Below are 14680 nucleotides of genomic sequence, written 5' to 3'. Positions count from 1 at the left end.
GCCGGGTCGCCGGGGGCGGGGCCCGTTGGTCCCCGGGGTCTCTCGTCCGAATCCCGTACCCGTTGTCAGTGCCGCGTTCTAAGGTGCGGATCATGACGACCGCCGCGCCTCGCCCCGCCGCCGAACTGTCCGCCGACGAAGCCCGCCGGATCGCCCTGCGGGCCCAGGGATTCCTCGGAGCCCCCGACCGGCGGGGCGGGGTCCGGGGCGTGCTGCGCCATCTCGGGCAGGTCCAGCTGGACACCATCTCGGTCCTGGCCCGCTCGCACGAGCTGATCCCGTACGCGCGCCTGGGCGCCGTCGGCCGCCGCGCCGTCGAGGACGCCTACTGGACGGAGGGCCACGCCTTCGAGTACTGGTCGCACGCCGCCTGCATCCTGCCCGTCGAGGAGTGGCCGCTGTTCGCCTTCCGCCGCCGCGCGTACCGCGACCGCCCGCACTGGGGCCACGAGCTCGCGGACGGCGCGTACGAGGCGGTGATCGCGCAGCTCAAGGCCGAGGGACCGCAGACCGCCACCGAGCTCGGCGGCGCCAAGAACAAGGGCGAGTGGTGGGACTGGTCCGACTCGAAGATCGCCGTCGAGCGGGCCCTGATGTACGGCGAGGTGGTGGTCACCGAGCGGCGCGGGTGGAAGCGGGTGTACGACCTGGCCGAGCGGGCCATCCCGGACGCCCTGCTCCACGACGACCTGGACGACCGGGAGTGCCTGCGCCGGCTCGTACGGCAGGCGGGCGAGGCGCTCGGCGTCGGCACCCGCGCGGACATCGCCGACTACCACCGGATCAAGGCGGAGGCCTTCGACGCGGTCGTGGCGGACTCGGGCCTGGTGCCGGTGACGGTCGCGGGCTGGGGCAAGCCCGCCTGGGCCGATCCGGCCGCGCTCGCGAGCGAGCCGCGCGGCCGGCACCGCACCACGCTGCTCTCGCCGTTCGACTCGCTGATCTGGGAGCGGGCCCGCACCGAGCGGATCTTCGGCTTCACCCACCGGCTCGAGGCCTATGTGCCCAAGCCGAAGCGGGTGTACGGGTACTTCGCGATGCCGGTCCTGTCCGGCGGCCGGCTGGTCGGGCGGGTGGACCCGGCGCGCGACGGCCGCACCCTGGTCGCCCGGCAGGTCTCCCTGGAGAACGCCAAGGCGGTGCCCGCGGTGGCACGGGCGCTGCGCGAGGCGGCCGAGTGGGTGGGCTGCGACGCGGTGGCCGTGGAGCGGGTGGACACCCCGGAGCTCGCGCCCGAGCTGGTGAAGGCCCTCGCCTGAGCCTCGGCCGAGGCCCGCCCTCCGCGGCGGGTCCCAGCGGATCCTCAGCGGATCTCGAGGATCTTCTCCCGCATCGCGTAGACCACGGCCTCCATGCGGGAGTGCAGCTGGAGCTTCTCCAGGATGTTGCGGACGTGGTTCTTCACCGTGTTCTCGGAGATGAACAGCTCCTTGGCGATGTCCCGGTTGTTCATCCCGGTCGCGACGAGCTTGAGGACCTCCAGCTCGCGGTCGGTCAGCCGGGGCGCGGGCACGAGCCGGCGCTCGTCGGTGCGCTGGATCATCGACTTGAACTCGGTCAGCAGTTTCGACGCCATCGAGGGGCTGATCTGCGACTGGCCGTCGGCGACCGCGCGGATCGCGGTGGCGACCTCGTCGGTGGAGATCTCCTTGAGGAGGTAGCCGGTCGCGCCCGCCTTGATCGCGTCGTAGAGGTCGGCCTCCTCGTCGCTGATCGTCAGCATGATGATCTTCGCGCTGGGTGCCACCTCCTTGATGGAGGTACAGGCCTCGATGCCGCCGCGCTTGGGCATCCTGACGTCCATGAGGATGATGTCGGGAAGAAGGTCCGCGGCCTTGTCGACGGCCTCGGCTCCGTCTCCCGCCTCTCCGACGACCTGGATGTCCTCTTCCTGTGCGAGGACGATCTCCAGACCTCGGCGGAAAAGGGCGTGATCGTCCACGACCAGGACCCGGATCGGCTCGTCCCGCGTCGCGCCGGTGGCCGAATCCGGTACCTCCGAATTCACCGTGCCATGGGGCTCTCGCCCGCCGTGCACCGGCCCGAAGCCGTCCGCCATCGTTCCTCCCCCTGAAGGCCGTGGCCTGAAGTCGTTGTACTGATGCGCATTCGGTCCCAACCACTGCTCGGGGAGCACCGGTTGGCGTGCACGCCATGATTTCATGCCCCGGCGACCACGCGGTGATCCCGTGGTCGCACGGGGGCGCGCACGGTCGCGCAGGGGTGCCCCTGGGAGCGCGAGGGGCGCTTCAGGGGCACCGTTTCATGGTCTGCGGTGTGTCGAGGTTTTCGGGTGTTGTCGCGGTCCGCGGTGTGCGGTCTGCGGCCGGGGCTTCAGCCGCCGAGCGCACCGCCCACGCCGCCGCCCTCGGCGAGCGGGTCGCTCTCGAGGTGGATGACGCCGTAGTCGTACGCGTGCCGCCGGTAGACGACACTGGGCTGCTTCGTGTCGGAGTCGACGAAGAGATAGAAGTCGTGCCCGACCAGCTCCATCTCGTAGAGCGCCTGGTCGAGCGTCATCGGTGCTGCCTTGTGGGTCTTCTCGCGGACCACCAGCGGGCCTTCGCCCTGGACCTCGAGGGAGCCCATCTTCGTGGTGGGCACACCGCCGGTCTCCTCGGACACCACCTCGCCGCTCCCGTTGAGCGCGGCGACGCCCGGCACCACGTCGGCGACCTCGGCGGCCGACAGCCTGCCGGTGCCACGGCGGGTGAACCGCTTGTCGTGCTGCTTGCGCAGTCGCGCCTCGAGCTTGCCGTGGGCGAGGTCGAGCGCTGCGTACGGGTCGCCTGCCGCCGCTTCCGCCCGGATCACCGGGCCTCGGGAGTGGAGGGTGATCTCCACGCGGTCGGACCGGTCGGCCTGCCGCGGGTTGTGCTCCTTGGACACCTCGACGTCGAGGCTGATCACCTTGCCGTCGAGCTTCTGGATCTTCTCCAGGTTCAGCTTCTCGGCCACGTGCTTCCGGAACCGCTCGGGCACCTCGGTCTTGCGGCCCTTGACGACGATGTCCACGCAGAACTCCGTTCCCGGATCACTCGCTCCGGCGCCTTGGCCGGCGAGCTTCTCCCTTTGCACCAGACCCCGGCGTTTACCGGAGTCTCGGACTTGGCGACTGACCTCCTCCTCCCCCGCCGACGAGCTCCCCATCCCACGAACCAGAGGTGAATTCGCCCTGAACTCCTGTCCGGTAGGCGCACCCGTGTATTCGGTGAGGCGTAGCATTCGCCATTCCTCACAACCGAACATAGCTCCTTCGGAGGGGTGTCGGCACCCGCTGGCGTCAGTTACCTCCATTCGGGTGTTCTCACCTCTCACCACCTGCAACGACGCAACTTCCCCGGGAGTTCCGGTTTATTTCGAACGAGGCGGGAGAAGATGCGACTACCGCCGCCACGGGCTGTTCGAATAGCGCTTCCGCCGCCGCTCTCTCCGGGCTGTCCGGTAATCCGGGATTGAACGGACGGTGTACGGAGTCACGGGCCGCCGTGAGCGCCCGCGCGGCCTCCGCGAGTGAGGCCCCGGTGGTCATCAGGTCGTCGACGAGCACCACCCGTCCGCCCGCCCGCGCGGCCTCGTCCAGAAGCCGCACCCCGTCGCGGCCGGCCTCCAGCGCCCCGGCCAGGTTGGCCAGCCGCCCGCGCGCGCCGAGGCCCGCCTGGTCGGCCACCCTCCTGCGCTGCCGCAGCACCGGCAGCACCCGCGCCACCCGGCCGGACCGCCGCAGCCGTCCGGCCGCCGCGAGCGCGATCCGCCGGGTCGGATCATGGCCACGGGCCCGTACGGAGCGCCGTGACGAAGGCACCGGCACGAGGAGCAGGGGGCTGTCCCCCGTCGCGTCGACGGGCCCTGCGGCGGCCTCCACGGCGGCGGCCAGCGCCTCGCCCAGGGGCCGGGCCAGCGGCAGCGCGCCGCGCTCCTTGTGCGCGACGAGCAGCGCGCGGACCGCGCCCTCGTACGGCACCGCGGCGTGCACCGCCGGCAGTCCCCGTGGCTCGGGGCTCGGCCGCACCCTGCCAGGGCCGGTCCCGCTCAGCTCGGCCGCGCACGGCGGGCACAGCGCCGTACGAGGTCTCCCGCAGCCTCCGCAGGAGACCGGCAGCATCAGTCCGGCGAACTCGCGCCACCACCCCCGCATGGCTCCACTGTCCTCCTGCGGGCCCGGCGCGGCCACCCCTGTGGAAAACCGTCGGCGGCAGGCGCAGCGGGAGGCGGTCCGCTGGGGAGTCCTCAGCCCGGGTAGACCGGGTGACCGCCCTCCTTGACCATGGGCTGCCAGTTCGCACCGGGCACCAGGCGCACGATGCCGTCCTGGTCGGAGTCCGCGACCACGGGCGCCTGCTCGCCGCCCGGCGCGGCCACGGCGGTCACCCCGTTCAGGCCCGGCAGGACCGACGAGGTCGAGGTGGAGCCGTCCGTCTGCACGTACCGCACCTGCTGCACGCCGCCGGTCTCCGTACCGACCACGACCAGGCGGCTGGGACCGGCCCACGAGACGGCGGCGACCGACTCCAGGCGGGGTGCCGCGTTCTGCAGGTCCATGACGGAGACGGTCGCCCGCCCGTCCACGTAGGAGCGCTCGACCCGACCGATCTGGAGGGTGGTGCGCTCGTCCTTCGTCACGAGCAGGGCGATCCGCACGCCGTCGGCGGAGACCCGCAGCGACTCGATGCGGGCCCCGTCCTTCAGCCACGGGGTGCTGACCTCGATCCGCTCGCCCTGGCCGCCCGGCACCATCCACAGCCGTGGCTTCACCGGGTTGCGGTCGGCGACCCACAGGTCGCCGCGGCCGTCCCAGCTGGGGGCCGACAGCCGGTTCTCGGGCCGCAGCGCGCTGCTGGTCACCACGGGAGCCGGAAGCTCCTCGTCCGCGGTGATCGAGCCGACCCGCAGCTCGCGCCCCTCGTGCAGGATCCCGGCGGCCCGGCTCTCCTCGCGGTCGACCGCCACATAGCGCAACGGCGCGACGCCCTTTCCGAACGGTCCAGGCACCTCGGCCGGCGTGTCGGGCTGCTTGCCGCCGACCGACAGCATCCTCAGCTTGCCGTGCTCGTCGACGAAGTAGGGGTTCTCGCCGCGGCGCGGGTCGCGCACCGGGGAGTACTCGTCCATGGCCTGGTCCTTGCCCAGCAGGCACAGCGCCTTGCCGTCACTGCCCTGGACCTCGACCTGCTCGACCCGCACCGACGTCAGGTCCCCGAGCGTGAACAGCAGTTGCGCCGCCATGCCCTTGCAGGCGAGGGCACTGACGTGGTCGGCCTTGGAGTTGAGCGGGACCTTCAGGGTGGACTGGTCGTCGGTCGTCAGCGTCCGCACGCCCGCGCGCAGTTGCGTGCCGGACGGGAAGCGCGAGTCGACGGCGGGGCTCAGCCAGCCGGTCGGGCCTTCGAGCAGCGCCTTGACGGTCTGGGTGACCGGGTCCATGCGGGTGACCGGGTCCTGCCGCTGCCGGATGTAGACGGGATCGGCGACGACCCAGTTCTCGCCGGAGGCGAAGTAGTACTTGTTGACGGAGCGGTAGTTGCGCAGGAAGTCCGCCTCGCCGAGGACCAGTCCCTTGGGCAGGCTGTCGATGCGCCATTCCTTGCCCTTGCCGTCCGCGGACGGCTGCTGCACCACGTGGATCGACTGGTTGAACTCGGCCGGTGTCTGCGGCTGGTACGCGCGGCTGGCGTCCACCGTCGCGATCCGCCGCCCGGAGATCGGGTAGGTCCGCCCCTTGCTCTCGGGGTCGGTGAGATGGTCGGCCTGGTCGCGGTCGGGCGCGTTGGTGAGCACCGTGATGCTCTCCTCCGGCCGCCACGTGGCGGCGGCCCGCGTCGTCAGGTACTTCCGCGCGGTGGCGAAACCGGGGTCGTCGCTCGTCATGGCCTCCAGGAAGCCGTCGACGATCTCGTCCGGGTCGGCGTTCTCGCGCGGTGCGACGGCGTACACGCGCACCTGCGAGTCGCCCGCGTTGGACGCCTTCACCGCCTGTACGTCGCCGCTGTCGGGCATGCTCGCGCAGCCGGCCACCAGCAGCGAACCGCAGGCCAGCAGCACCGTGCCGCGCATCGACCGTCCCCGCCCCAGGGCCTGCCGCTTCCCTCGAAGGTCAGCGCCCACCTGTTCCGTCCTCCCGCTCGGCGCGCGTCGACGCCATCGCCTCACCACCGTCGCCGGCCTCCCCGTCGGCGGGCCTTGCCACCACCCGGGCACCGCTGCCCGGCAGAGCCGTGGGGTCCGCCGCCGCCCGCGGCAGGTGCCTCGGCGGTACGGACAGGGCCGGACGGTCCCCGCCCGGCTGCGCCGGCACCGCCGCCAGACGCCCACCCGCACCGGAAGCACCGGAAGCGCCGGCCGCGGCGGCCTGCGCGCGGTTGCGCCGCGAGTCGTCCGGCTCCAGCGGGATGGGGGAGCCGCGCAGCGGCTCGTCCGCCGTGCGCGGCAGGGTCAGCCGGAACTGCGAGCCGCCGCCCGGCTCGCCCCACGCCTGGAGCCAGCCGCCGTGCAGCCGGGCGTCCTCCACCGCGATCGACAGGCCCAGGCCCGTACCGCCGGTGGTACGGGCGCGTGCCGGGTCGGCGCGCCAGAAGCGGTTGAACACCCGGGTCGCCTCGCCGGGCTTGAGGCCGACGCCGTAGTCGCGTACGGCGATGGCGACGGCCCCGCCGGCGGCGGCGAGGCGGACGATCACGTCCCGGCCCTCGCCGTGCTCGACGGCGTTCACGACGAGGTTGCGCAGCACCCGCTCGACCCGGCGGGCATCCGCCTCGGCCACGACGGGCTGCTCGTCGCCGACGACGACGATCCGGCTGCCCTTGCGCTCGGCCAGCGGCTCCGCGCCGCCGATGACCCGCCGTACGACCTCGCGCAGGTCTATCGGGGCGGCCTCCAGGGCCGCGGCGCCCGCGTCGAAGCGGCTGATCTCCAGCAGGTCGGACAGCAGCGACTCGAACCGGTCGAGCTGGTCGCCGAGCAGCTCCGCCGACCGCGCGGTGACCGGGTCGAAGTCGGCGCGGGCGTCATGGATGACGTCGGCCGCCATCCGCACGGTCGTGAGCGGGGTGCGCAGCTCGTGGGAGACGTCGGAGACGAACCGCCGCTGCATCCGCGAGAGGTCCTCCAGCTGCTGGATCTTCAGCTGGAGGTTCTGCGCCATCTTGTTGAAGGCCTCGCCGAGGCGCGCGATGTCGTCCTCGCCGGTGACCTTCATGCGTTCCTGGAGCCGTCCCGCCGACAGCCGCTCGGCGATCCCGGCGGCCATCCGCACGGGCGTGACGACCTGTCGCACCACCAGCCACGCGATGGCGCCGAGCAGGACCACGACGAACAGACCGGCCGTCGCCAGGGTCCCCTTGACCAGGGCGAGGGAGTCCTCCTCCTGGGTCAGCGGGAAGAGGTAGTACAGCTCGTACGGGATGCCGTCGGCGTCGTTGAGCCGCTTGCCGACCACGAGGCCGGGCTCGGACGCCTTGCCGCTCGTGTAGTGGATGCGGGTGTAGGTCTGGTAGGTGCTGGTGCCCTGGGCGACGTTGTGCCGCAGGCCGGCGGGGATGCTGGTGGTGGGGTCGACCTCGCCGGAGGCGCGGGCGCCGCGGCTGGCGATGTCGCCGGTCTCCAGGGAGAGCGCGACGACGTTGAACGCGCTCTGGCCGCCGCTGGCGAGCTGCTCGACCAGCGTGGAGCGCCAGTTCACCGACACGCCGGTGCGGCCGCCGTCCTGCCCGCCCGGCGCGGGCGGCGTGGTCGCCGCCCGGTCCTGGGCGGCGGAGAACCCGCCGGCCGCCTGGCTCTGCGCGGCCTTCTCCTTGGCGTCGAGCAGGCCGTTGCGGACCTGTCCGATGACGACCAGGCCGAGGAGGAGCACCACGCCGAGCGACATCAGCAGGGTGCCCGCGACCACCCGCACCTGGAGGTTGCGCCGCCACAGCCGTACGGCGGGCAGCAGCGGCCGTCGCACCCAGCGCGCGAGGATCCGGAACACCCGTCCGCCGGGTGTCCCGTCCTGGAGCAGACGGCCGAGACTCGAGCCCCCCCGCCCCGGTCCGGCAGCCCGCCCCGTACGGACTCCCGGGTCCCCGGGCTTCGGAGCAGTACTGCCCGCACTCATGTCAGCTCGGTCCTGCCTTGTAACCGACACCGCGGACGGTCACGACGATCTCCGGGCGCTCGGGGTCCTTCTCGACCTTGGAGCGCAGCCGCTGGACGTGCACGTTCACCAGGCGGGTGTCGGCGGCGTGCCGGTAACCCCACACCTGTTCGAGGAGCACCTCGCGCGTGAACACCTGCCAGGGCTTGCGGGCCAGGGCGACGAGCAGGTCGAACTCCAGCGGCGTGAGGGCGATGGACTGCCCGTCCCGCTTCACGGAGTGTCCCGCCACGTCGATGACCAGGTCACCGATGGTCAGCTGCTCGGGCGCCGGCTCCTCCGACCTCCGCAGCCGCGCCCGGATGCGGGCGACGAGCTCCTTCGGCTTGAACGGCTTCACGATGTAGTCGTCGGCCCCGGATTCCAGGCCCACCACGACGTCGACGGTGTCGCTCTTGGCCGTGAGCATGACGATCGGCACCCCGGACTCGGCCCTGATGAGCCGGCACACCTCGATGCCGTCCCGCCCGGGCAGCATCAGGTCGAGCAGCACCAGGTCGGGCTTGGCCTCCCGGAAAGCGGCGAGCGCCTTGTCACCGTCCGACACGAACGACGGCTCGAACCCCTCACCTCGCAGCACGATCCCGAGCATCTCGGCCAGTGCGGTGTCGTCGTCGACGACAAGAACGCGTCCCTTCATATCGACATCATCCCATTTCCGTATCAGTCTCAAGGCGGCTGGTGAGATACCTCACTGACCTGCGGTGACGGGCGGATGTCACCTTCAAGGGCCCCCGGTGGTCGGCCTGCACCGTACCCCGTGCGCTCACAGCCGTACGAAAAGCGCGCCCCCCGCGCTCCGCACGACGTCCGGCGGAAGATCGTCCGCGCCCGCGGGGCGCCGGCGGTCGTCCTTCCCCGCGCGGATCGGACATCCGCTCAGTCTGGCTCCCGCCGCGCCCGGAGGGAAGCCATGGAAGGAAAGCCCGGGCCCGCCCGTCGGCGGGGCCCGCGTGGCACGATGGCTCCCGGCCCGCCGCGTCAGGCGGTCGGCCGCAGAGACCGAGCCGGTTCGCCGATCCGGCCCCGCGACCATTCCTCGAGGTGGACGACCGTGAACGACACTCCGGGCTGGGCCTCGCCCGGATCTGCTCCGTCCGACGGGCAGGACGACGCCGGCGTGCCCCGGCCCTCCTCGCCCGGTGACGCGAACGACTCCGCCCCCCCGTGGTCCAAGGACCAGCCCCCCGCCGGCCAGTGGCAGCCGCCGACGCCGCCCGCGCCCGGCACACCGCCTCCGCCGCCGGCCCGCGCGCAGAGCGGGCCCGGCTGGGGCGCCCCGCCGCCGCACGGGCACTGGGGTCCGCCGCCGGCGGCGAAGCCGGGGGTGATCCCGCTGAGGCCGCTCGGCCTGGGCGAGATCCTCGACGGTGCGGTGACGACCCTGCGCCGCTACTGGCGCACCGTCCTGACCATCACGATCGCCGTCGCCGTGATCACCGAGGTCACCAACGTCCTCGTCCAGCGCTATCTCGTCGTACCGGCGGAGCCGGTCCACCCGGACGCGAGCCCCGCCGAGGCGTTCGCGGCCGCCGCCGACGCCGCCCGGTCCGCGCTGGCCGAGTCGGCCCCCGCCGCCCTCGTCGCGATGGCGGCCTCCCTGTTCAGCGCGGCCCTGCTGACCGTGGTGATGAGCCGGGCGGTCCTGGGCCGCCCCGTGACCCTCGCCGCCGCCTGGCAGGAGGCCCGCCCCCGCCTGCCGCAGCTGCTCGGGCTGACCCTGCTGCTGTCCGCGATGGCGGCGGGCATCATGACGGTCGGCCTCCTGCCCGGCCTGCTCGCCGACAACACGGGACTCGCCGCCCTCGGTGCGCTCGCGGCGTTCGCCGTGACGATCTGGCTGGTGATCCGCTTCAGCCTTGCCTCTCCCGCCCTGATGCTGGAGCGCCAAGGCGTGATCAAGGCCCTGAAGCGCTCCGCGAAGCTGGTGCAGGGCTCCTGGTGGCGGATCTTCGGCATCACGATCCTCACCCAGGCGATGATCTTCTTCCTCACGATGATCGTCGCGATCCCGTTCATGATCCTCGCGATGCTCGCGAGCGGCGACGGCATGTCTGCCCTCGAGAGCACCACGTTCCCGTACAGCTGGACGTACCTGATCATCATGGGCATCGGAGGGGTGATCGTCAGCGCGATCACCTACCCGATCTCCGCCGGTGTGACCGTCCTCCTCTACATCGACCAGCGCATCCGCCGCGAGGCCCTCGACCTCGAACTCGCCCGCGCCGCCGGACTCCCCGGCCACGGGGGCTGATGGCGTGAGAACCACGGGGGGCACGGCCGGGGACGTACCGGTGGACGTCTCCCGCGTCCCCGCCCGGGAGGCGGCGGAGCGGGAACTGTCCAAGCCGATGTACCACGAGAACGACCCCAGCCTTCTCCAACGCGGCCTCGACCGCTTCTGGGACTGGGTCGGCGGCCTCTTCGACGCGGCCTCCCAGGCGACACCGGGCGGCGTGGTCGGACTCGTGGCCGTCGTCACCGTCGTACTGGCCCTGCTCGCCGCCCTCTGGTGGCGCCTGGGCACCCCCACCCGCACGCCTACCGGCGCCGGCGACTCCCTCTTCGACGAAGGCCCCCGCACGGCCGCCGAACACCGTGCCGCCGCCACCCGGCACGCCTCCGCCGGCCAGTGGAACCAGGCCGTCCAGGAGCGGATGCGGGCGATCGTCCGCTCCCTCGAGGAACGCGCCCTGCTCGACCCGCGCCCCGGCCGCACCGCCGACGAGGCGGCGGCCGAGGCCGCCCGGCCCCTGCCCGCCCACGCCGACGGCCTGCGCGCGGCCGCCCGGGCCTTCGGCGACGTCACGTACGGCGGCCGCACCGCGGACGAGGCCGCGTACCGCCGCATCGAGCAGCTGGACACCGCCGTGGAGCGGACCAAGCCGGACCTCGGCGCGGCCATGGCCACCGCCGCCTTCACGGAGGCGCCCCGATGAGCCGGCCCGTCACCAGCGCCACCTCGACCTCCCTCACCCCCCGCCAGATCTGGACCCGCGCACGCGGCATCCTCCTGATCGTCGCCCTGCTCCTGATCGGCGGCGTCCTCCTCGCCACGATGCGCTCCGGCGGCCACCACGGCCGCCTGGACCCGCGCTCCGCCGATCCCCAGGGCAGCCGCGCCGTCGCCGAGCTCCTCAAGGCCCAGGGCGTCACCCTCACCGTGGCCGACACACTCGCCCAGGCGACCACCGCCACCGGCGCCGGCACCACCCTCCTCGTCACCCACCCGGACCTGCTGACCGGCGAACAGCAGGCCACCCTGTACGAGGCGATGACCGGCTCGGCCGGCCGCACCGTCCTCCTCGGACCCGACGCTCCCTCCCTCCAGACCCTCGCCCCCGGCATCGGCACCGACCTCAGCACCACGGTCTCCGCCCTGGAGCCCGCCTGCGCCCTCCCGGCCGCCACCCGCGCCGGCAGCGTCGACCTGGGCGGCGAGCGCTATGTCACCGGGACGGCCACGGCCGACACCTGCTACCTCTCCGACGGCCTGCCGACCCTGGTGCGCCTCCCCGGCTCCGGCTCCGGCGACACGGTCCTCCTCGGCTCCGCCGAACTCCTCACCAACAAGCGCCTCGCCCAGCAGGGCAACGCCTCCCTGGCCCTCCAACTCCTCGGCTCCCGCCCTCATCTCGTCTGGTACCTCCCCTCGCTCACCGACGCACCCGCCGACTCCGACACCCCGGGCGTCACCACCGGCACCTTCCTCGGTCTGATCCCCTCCGGCTGGCTCTGGGGCACCCTCCAGCTCGCCGTCGCCGCGGTCCTCGCCGCGATCTGGCGCGGCCGCCGCCTGGGCCCCCTCGTGCCCGAACGCCTCCCCGTCGCCGTCCGCGCCTCCGAGGCCACCGAAGGCCGCGCCCGCCTCTACCGCAGGGCCGACGCCCGCGACCGCGCCGCCACGGTCCTGCGCACCGCGACCCGCGGCCGGATCGCCCCGCTGCTCGGCGTCCCCACCAAGGACGCCCACTCCCCCGATCTCCTCCTCCCCGCACTCTCCGCACGGCTCCCCGCGGCCGCCGCGACCCACCGGGACCTCCTCTTCGGCCCGGCCCCCGCCGACGACGCCACCCTCATCCGCCTCGCGGACCAACTCGACGCCCTCGAAAGAGAGGTACGCACCTCATGAGCGCCCCGACCCCCGAGACCCAGGCGAACTCGGACAGCGCCCGCGCCTCCCTGGAGGCCCTGCGCACCGAGATCGGGAAGGCCGTGGTCGGCCAGGACCCCGCCGTCACCGGTCTCGTCGTCGCCCTGCTCTGCCGGGGCCACGTCCTGCTCGAAGGCGTCCCCGGCGTCGCCAAGACCCTCCTGGTGCGGACGCTCGCCGCCGCCCTCGAACTCGACACCAAGCGGGTCCAGTTCACCCCGGATCTGATGCCGAGCGACGTCACCGGCTCCCTCGTCTACGACGCCCGGACAGCGGAGTTCTCCTTCCAGCCCGGCCCGGTCTTCACCAACCTGCTGCTCGCCGACGAGATCAACCGCACGCCCCCGAAGACCCAGTCCTCGCTCCTGGAGGCCATGGAGGAGCGCCAGGTCACGGTGGACGGCACGCCCCGTCCCCTGCCCGAGCCGTTCCTCGTCGCCGCCACCCAGAACCCGGTCGAGTACGAGGGCACCTATCCGCTGCCGGAGGCCCAACTCGACCGCTTCCTGCTGAAACTGACGGTCCCGCTGCCCTCACGCGAGAACGAGATCGACGTCCTCACCCGCCACGCCCGTGGCTTCGACCCTCGCGACCTGAAGGCCGCCGGAGTCCGTCCCGTGGCCGGCGCCGCCGAACTGGAGGCGGCCCGCGAAGCGGTCGCCAAGGTGACGGTCTCCGCCGAGATCGCCGGCTATGTCGTCGATATCTGTCGTGCCACGCGTGAATCCCCCTCGCTCACCCTCGGCGTCTCCCCCCGAGGCGCCACCGCACTGCTCTCCACCGCCCGCGCCTGGGCCTGGCTCACCGGCCGGGACTACGTCACCCCGGACGATGTGAAGGCCCTGGCCCTGCCGACCCTGCGCCATCGCATCCAACTGCGGCCCGAGGCCGAGATGGAGGGAGTCACCTCCGACTCCGTCCTCCACTCGATCCTCACCCACGTCCCCGTACCCCGCTGAGAACGGCGCCCCCATGGCCCTCACCGGACGAACCGCCCTGCTCGCCGCCATCGGGTCGCTCCCCGTGGGCATCCTCGCCCCCAGCTGGGCCGGGATGCTCGCGGTGAACGCGCCCCTCACACTCGCAATTCTGTGCGACTACGCCATGGCCGCGCCAGTGCGAACGCTCCAGTTCACCCGAACCGGTGATACGTCTGTTCGACTGGGTGACGGTGCCGAAGTCCACCTCACGGTCACCAACCCGTCCCGCCGCCGTCTCCGCGCGCAGCTCCGCGACGCCTGGCCGCCCAGCAGCGCCCAGGCCCCCGGCCGCCAGAAGGTGACCGTCCCCGCGGGCGAGCGCCGCCGCATCACCACAGTCCTGCGGCCCACCCGCCGGGGCGACCGCCGCGCCGAACGCGTCACCGTCCGCTCGTACGGTCCTCTCGGTCTCGCCGCCCGCCAGGGCAACCACGTCGTCCCCTGGACCGTGCGCGTCCTGCCGCCTTTCGCCAGCCGCAAGCACCTGCCCTCGCGCCTGGCCCGCCTCCGCGAACTCGACGGCCGCACCAGCGCCCTCACCCGTGGCGAGGGCACCGAGTTCGACAGCCTCCGCGAGTACGTCCCCGGCGACGACACCCGGTCCATCGACTGGCGGGCCACCGCCCGCCAGACCACGGTCGCCGTCCGTACCTGGCGCCCCGAACGCGACCGCCACATCCTCATCGTCCTCGACACCGGCCGCACCTCGGCCGGCCGCGTCGGCGACATCCCGCGCCTCGACGCCTCGATCGACGCGGCCCTGCTCCTCACCGCCCTGGCCGCCCGCGCCGGCGACCGCGTCGATCTCCTCGCCTACGACCGCCGGCTCCGCGCACAGGTCCAGGGACGCTCGGCAAGCGACGTCCTGCCCGCCGTGGTGGACGCGCTGGCCCCGCTGGAGCCGGAGCTGGTCGAGACCGACGCCCGTGGCCTGGCGGCCACCGCCCTGGCCCGCGCCCCGCGCCGCTCCCTGATCGTGCTGCTCACCGGCCTGGACGCCGCCCCGGTCGAGGAAGGTCTCCTCCCCGTCCTCCCCCAGCTCACCCAGCGCCACACGGTCCTGGTGGCTTCCCCTTCCGACCCGCACGTCGCCCGTATGGCCACGCACCGCGGCACCATCGAGGGCGTCTACGAGGCCGCCGCCGCGACGCAGGCCCAGTCCCAGCGCCTGCGCACCGCGGAACAACTCCAGCGCCACGGCGTCACGGTCGTGGACGCCACCCCCGACGACCTGGCCCCCGCCCTCGCGGACGCCTATCTGGCCCTGAAGGCAGCCGGCCGGCTCTGACGTCCAGGTCCGGTCGGGGCCGGTTCGGGCCGGCCGGGCCGTGAACGCAGAAAAGCCCCGCACCAAAAGGTGCGGGGCTTTCCCACAATGATTGTTCGGCGGCGTCCTACTCTCCCACAGGGTCCCCC

The 14680-nt window shown here is 73.1% G+C and carries 12 protein-coding genes; 6 read left to right on the top strand and 6 right to left on the bottom strand.

Annotation, left to right across the window (positions count from 1 at the left end; genetic code table 11):
• Window positions 1-92: 92 nt before the first annotated feature.
• Entirely contained in the window at window positions 93-1259 is a 1167-nt protein-coding gene (locus ABTZ91_RS28915) for a DNA glycosylase AlkZ-like family protein (RefSeq protein ID WP_352080161.1), read from the top strand.
• A gap of 44 nt (window positions 1260-1303) precedes the next feature.
• Here ABTZ91_RS28915 and ABTZ91_RS28910 read toward each other — a convergent pair whose 3' ends face one another.
• From ABTZ91_RS28910 to mtrA, 6 genes are all read right to left on the bottom strand, one after another.
• The gene (locus tag ABTZ91_RS28910; RefSeq protein ID WP_345487824.1) at window positions 1304-2059 is read right to left on the bottom strand and encodes a response regulator transcription factor; all 756 of its coding nucleotides are present in this window, start codon (window positions 2057-2059) and stop codon (window positions 1304-1306) included.
• A 275-nt stretch (window positions 2060-2334) separates the two neighbouring features.
• Window positions 2335-3015 carry a ribosome hibernation-promoting factor, HPF/YfiA family gene (gene hpf / locus ABTZ91_RS28905; RefSeq protein WP_352080160.1) on the bottom strand — a complete coding sequence of 227 codons (681 nt, stop codon included), beginning with the start codon at window positions 3013-3015 and terminating at the stop codon, window positions 2335-2337.
• 292 nt (window positions 3016-3307) lie between these two features.
• Entirely contained in the window at window positions 3308-4138 is an 831-nt protein-coding gene (locus ABTZ91_RS28900) for a ComF family protein (RefSeq protein WP_352080159.1), read from the bottom strand.
• A 92-nt stretch (window positions 4139-4230) separates the two neighbouring features.
• Entirely contained in the window at window positions 4231-6054 is a 1824-nt protein-coding gene (locus ABTZ91_RS28895; protein WP_352080158.1) for an LpqB family beta-propeller domain-containing protein, read from the bottom strand.
• Between the two features lie 40 nt (window positions 6055-6094).
• Window positions 6095-8092, bottom strand: coding sequence for an MtrAB system histidine kinase MtrB (gene mtrB, locus ABTZ91_RS28890; protein ID WP_352080157.1), 1998 nt, complete (start codon window positions 8090-8092; stop codon window positions 6095-6097).
• Window position 8093: 1 nt separating this feature from the next.
• Window positions 8094-8771 (bottom strand): two-component system response regulator MtrA, encoded by a 678-nt coding sequence (gene mtrA / locus ABTZ91_RS28885; protein ID WP_197990047.1) that lies wholly within the window; start codon window positions 8769-8771, stop codon window positions 8094-8096.
• A gap of 414 nt (window positions 8772-9185) precedes the next feature.
• Here mtrA and ABTZ91_RS28880 point away from each other — a divergent pair, with 414 nt between their 5' ends.
• The 5 genes from ABTZ91_RS28880 to ABTZ91_RS28860 are packed head-to-tail and all read left to right on the top strand — an operon-like array spanning window position 9186 to window position 14552.
• Window positions 9186-10385: a glycerophosphoryl diester phosphodiesterase membrane domain-containing protein gene (locus ABTZ91_RS28880; RefSeq protein WP_352080156.1), complete on the top strand. Its 1200-nt coding sequence runs from the start codon at window positions 9186-9188 to the stop codon at window positions 10383-10385.
• Between the two features lie 4 nt (window positions 10386-10389).
• The gene (locus ABTZ91_RS28875; protein ID WP_352080155.1) at window positions 10390-11070 is read left to right on the top strand and encodes a DUF4129 domain-containing protein; all 681 of its coding nucleotides are present in this window, start codon (window positions 10390-10392) and stop codon (window positions 11068-11070) included.
• Entirely contained in the window at window positions 11067-12263 is a 1197-nt protein-coding gene (locus tag ABTZ91_RS28870; RefSeq protein WP_352080154.1) for a DUF4350 domain-containing protein, read from the top strand. Before ABTZ91_RS28875 ends, ABTZ91_RS28870 begins: the two co-directional genes overlap by 4 nt.
• Window positions 12260-13243: a MoxR family ATPase gene (locus ABTZ91_RS28865; protein ID WP_352080153.1), complete on the top strand. Its 984-nt coding sequence runs from the start codon at window positions 12260-12262 to the stop codon at window positions 13241-13243. Before ABTZ91_RS28870 ends, ABTZ91_RS28865 begins: the two co-directional genes overlap by 4 nt.
• A gap of 13 nt (window positions 13244-13256) precedes the next feature.
• On the top strand, window positions 13257-14552 hold the full coding sequence (locus tag ABTZ91_RS28860; protein WP_352080152.1) for a DUF58 domain-containing protein: 1296 nt from the start codon (window positions 13257-13259) through the stop codon (window positions 14550-14552).
• The last annotated feature ends 128 nt before the right edge of the window (window positions 14553-14680 follow it).

Origin of the sequence: Streptomyces sp. NPDC126499 (genome assembly GCF_040302485.1) — a bacterium.
Lineage (GTDB): Bacteria > Actinomycetota > Actinomycetes > Streptomycetales > Streptomycetaceae > Streptomyces.
This window is presented reverse-complemented; position numbering and strand designations above follow the sequence as displayed.

Excerpts from the sequence above, each read along its gene's own strand:
- ABTZ91_RS28915 (WP_352080161.1), top strand. The coding sequence starts at position 93 with ATGACGACCGCCGCGCCTCGCCCCGCCGCCGAACTGTCCGCCGACGAA.
- ABTZ91_RS28910 (WP_345487824.1), bottom strand. The coding sequence starts at position 2,059 with ATGGCGGACGGCTTCGGGCCGGTGCACGGCGGGCGAGAGCCCCATGGC.
- ABTZ91_RS28900 (WP_352080159.1), bottom strand. The coding sequence starts at position 4,138 with ATGCGGGGGTGGTGGCGCGAGTTCGCCGGACTGATGCTGCCGGTCTCC.
- ABTZ91_RS28895 (WP_352080158.1), bottom strand. The coding sequence starts at position 6,054 with ATGCGCGGCACGGTGCTGCTGGCCTGCGGTTCGCTGCTGGTGGCCGGC.
- mtrB (WP_352080157.1), bottom strand. The coding sequence starts at position 8,092 with ATGAGTGCGGGCAGTACTGCTCCGAAGCCCGGGGACCCGGGAGTCCGT.
- mtrA (WP_197990047.1), bottom strand. The coding sequence starts at position 8,771 with ATGAAGGGACGCGTTCTTGTCGTCGACGACGACACCGCACTGGCCGAG.
- ABTZ91_RS28870 (WP_352080154.1), top strand. The coding sequence starts at position 11,067 with ATGAGCCGGCCCGTCACCAGCGCCACCTCGACCTCCCTCACCCCCCGC.
- ABTZ91_RS28865 (WP_352080153.1), top strand. The coding sequence starts at position 12,260 with ATGAGCGCCCCGACCCCCGAGACCCAGGCGAACTCGGACAGCGCCCGC.
- ABTZ91_RS28860 (WP_352080152.1), top strand. The coding sequence starts at position 13,257 with ATGGCCCTCACCGGACGAACCGCCCTGCTCGCCGCCATCGGGTCGCTC.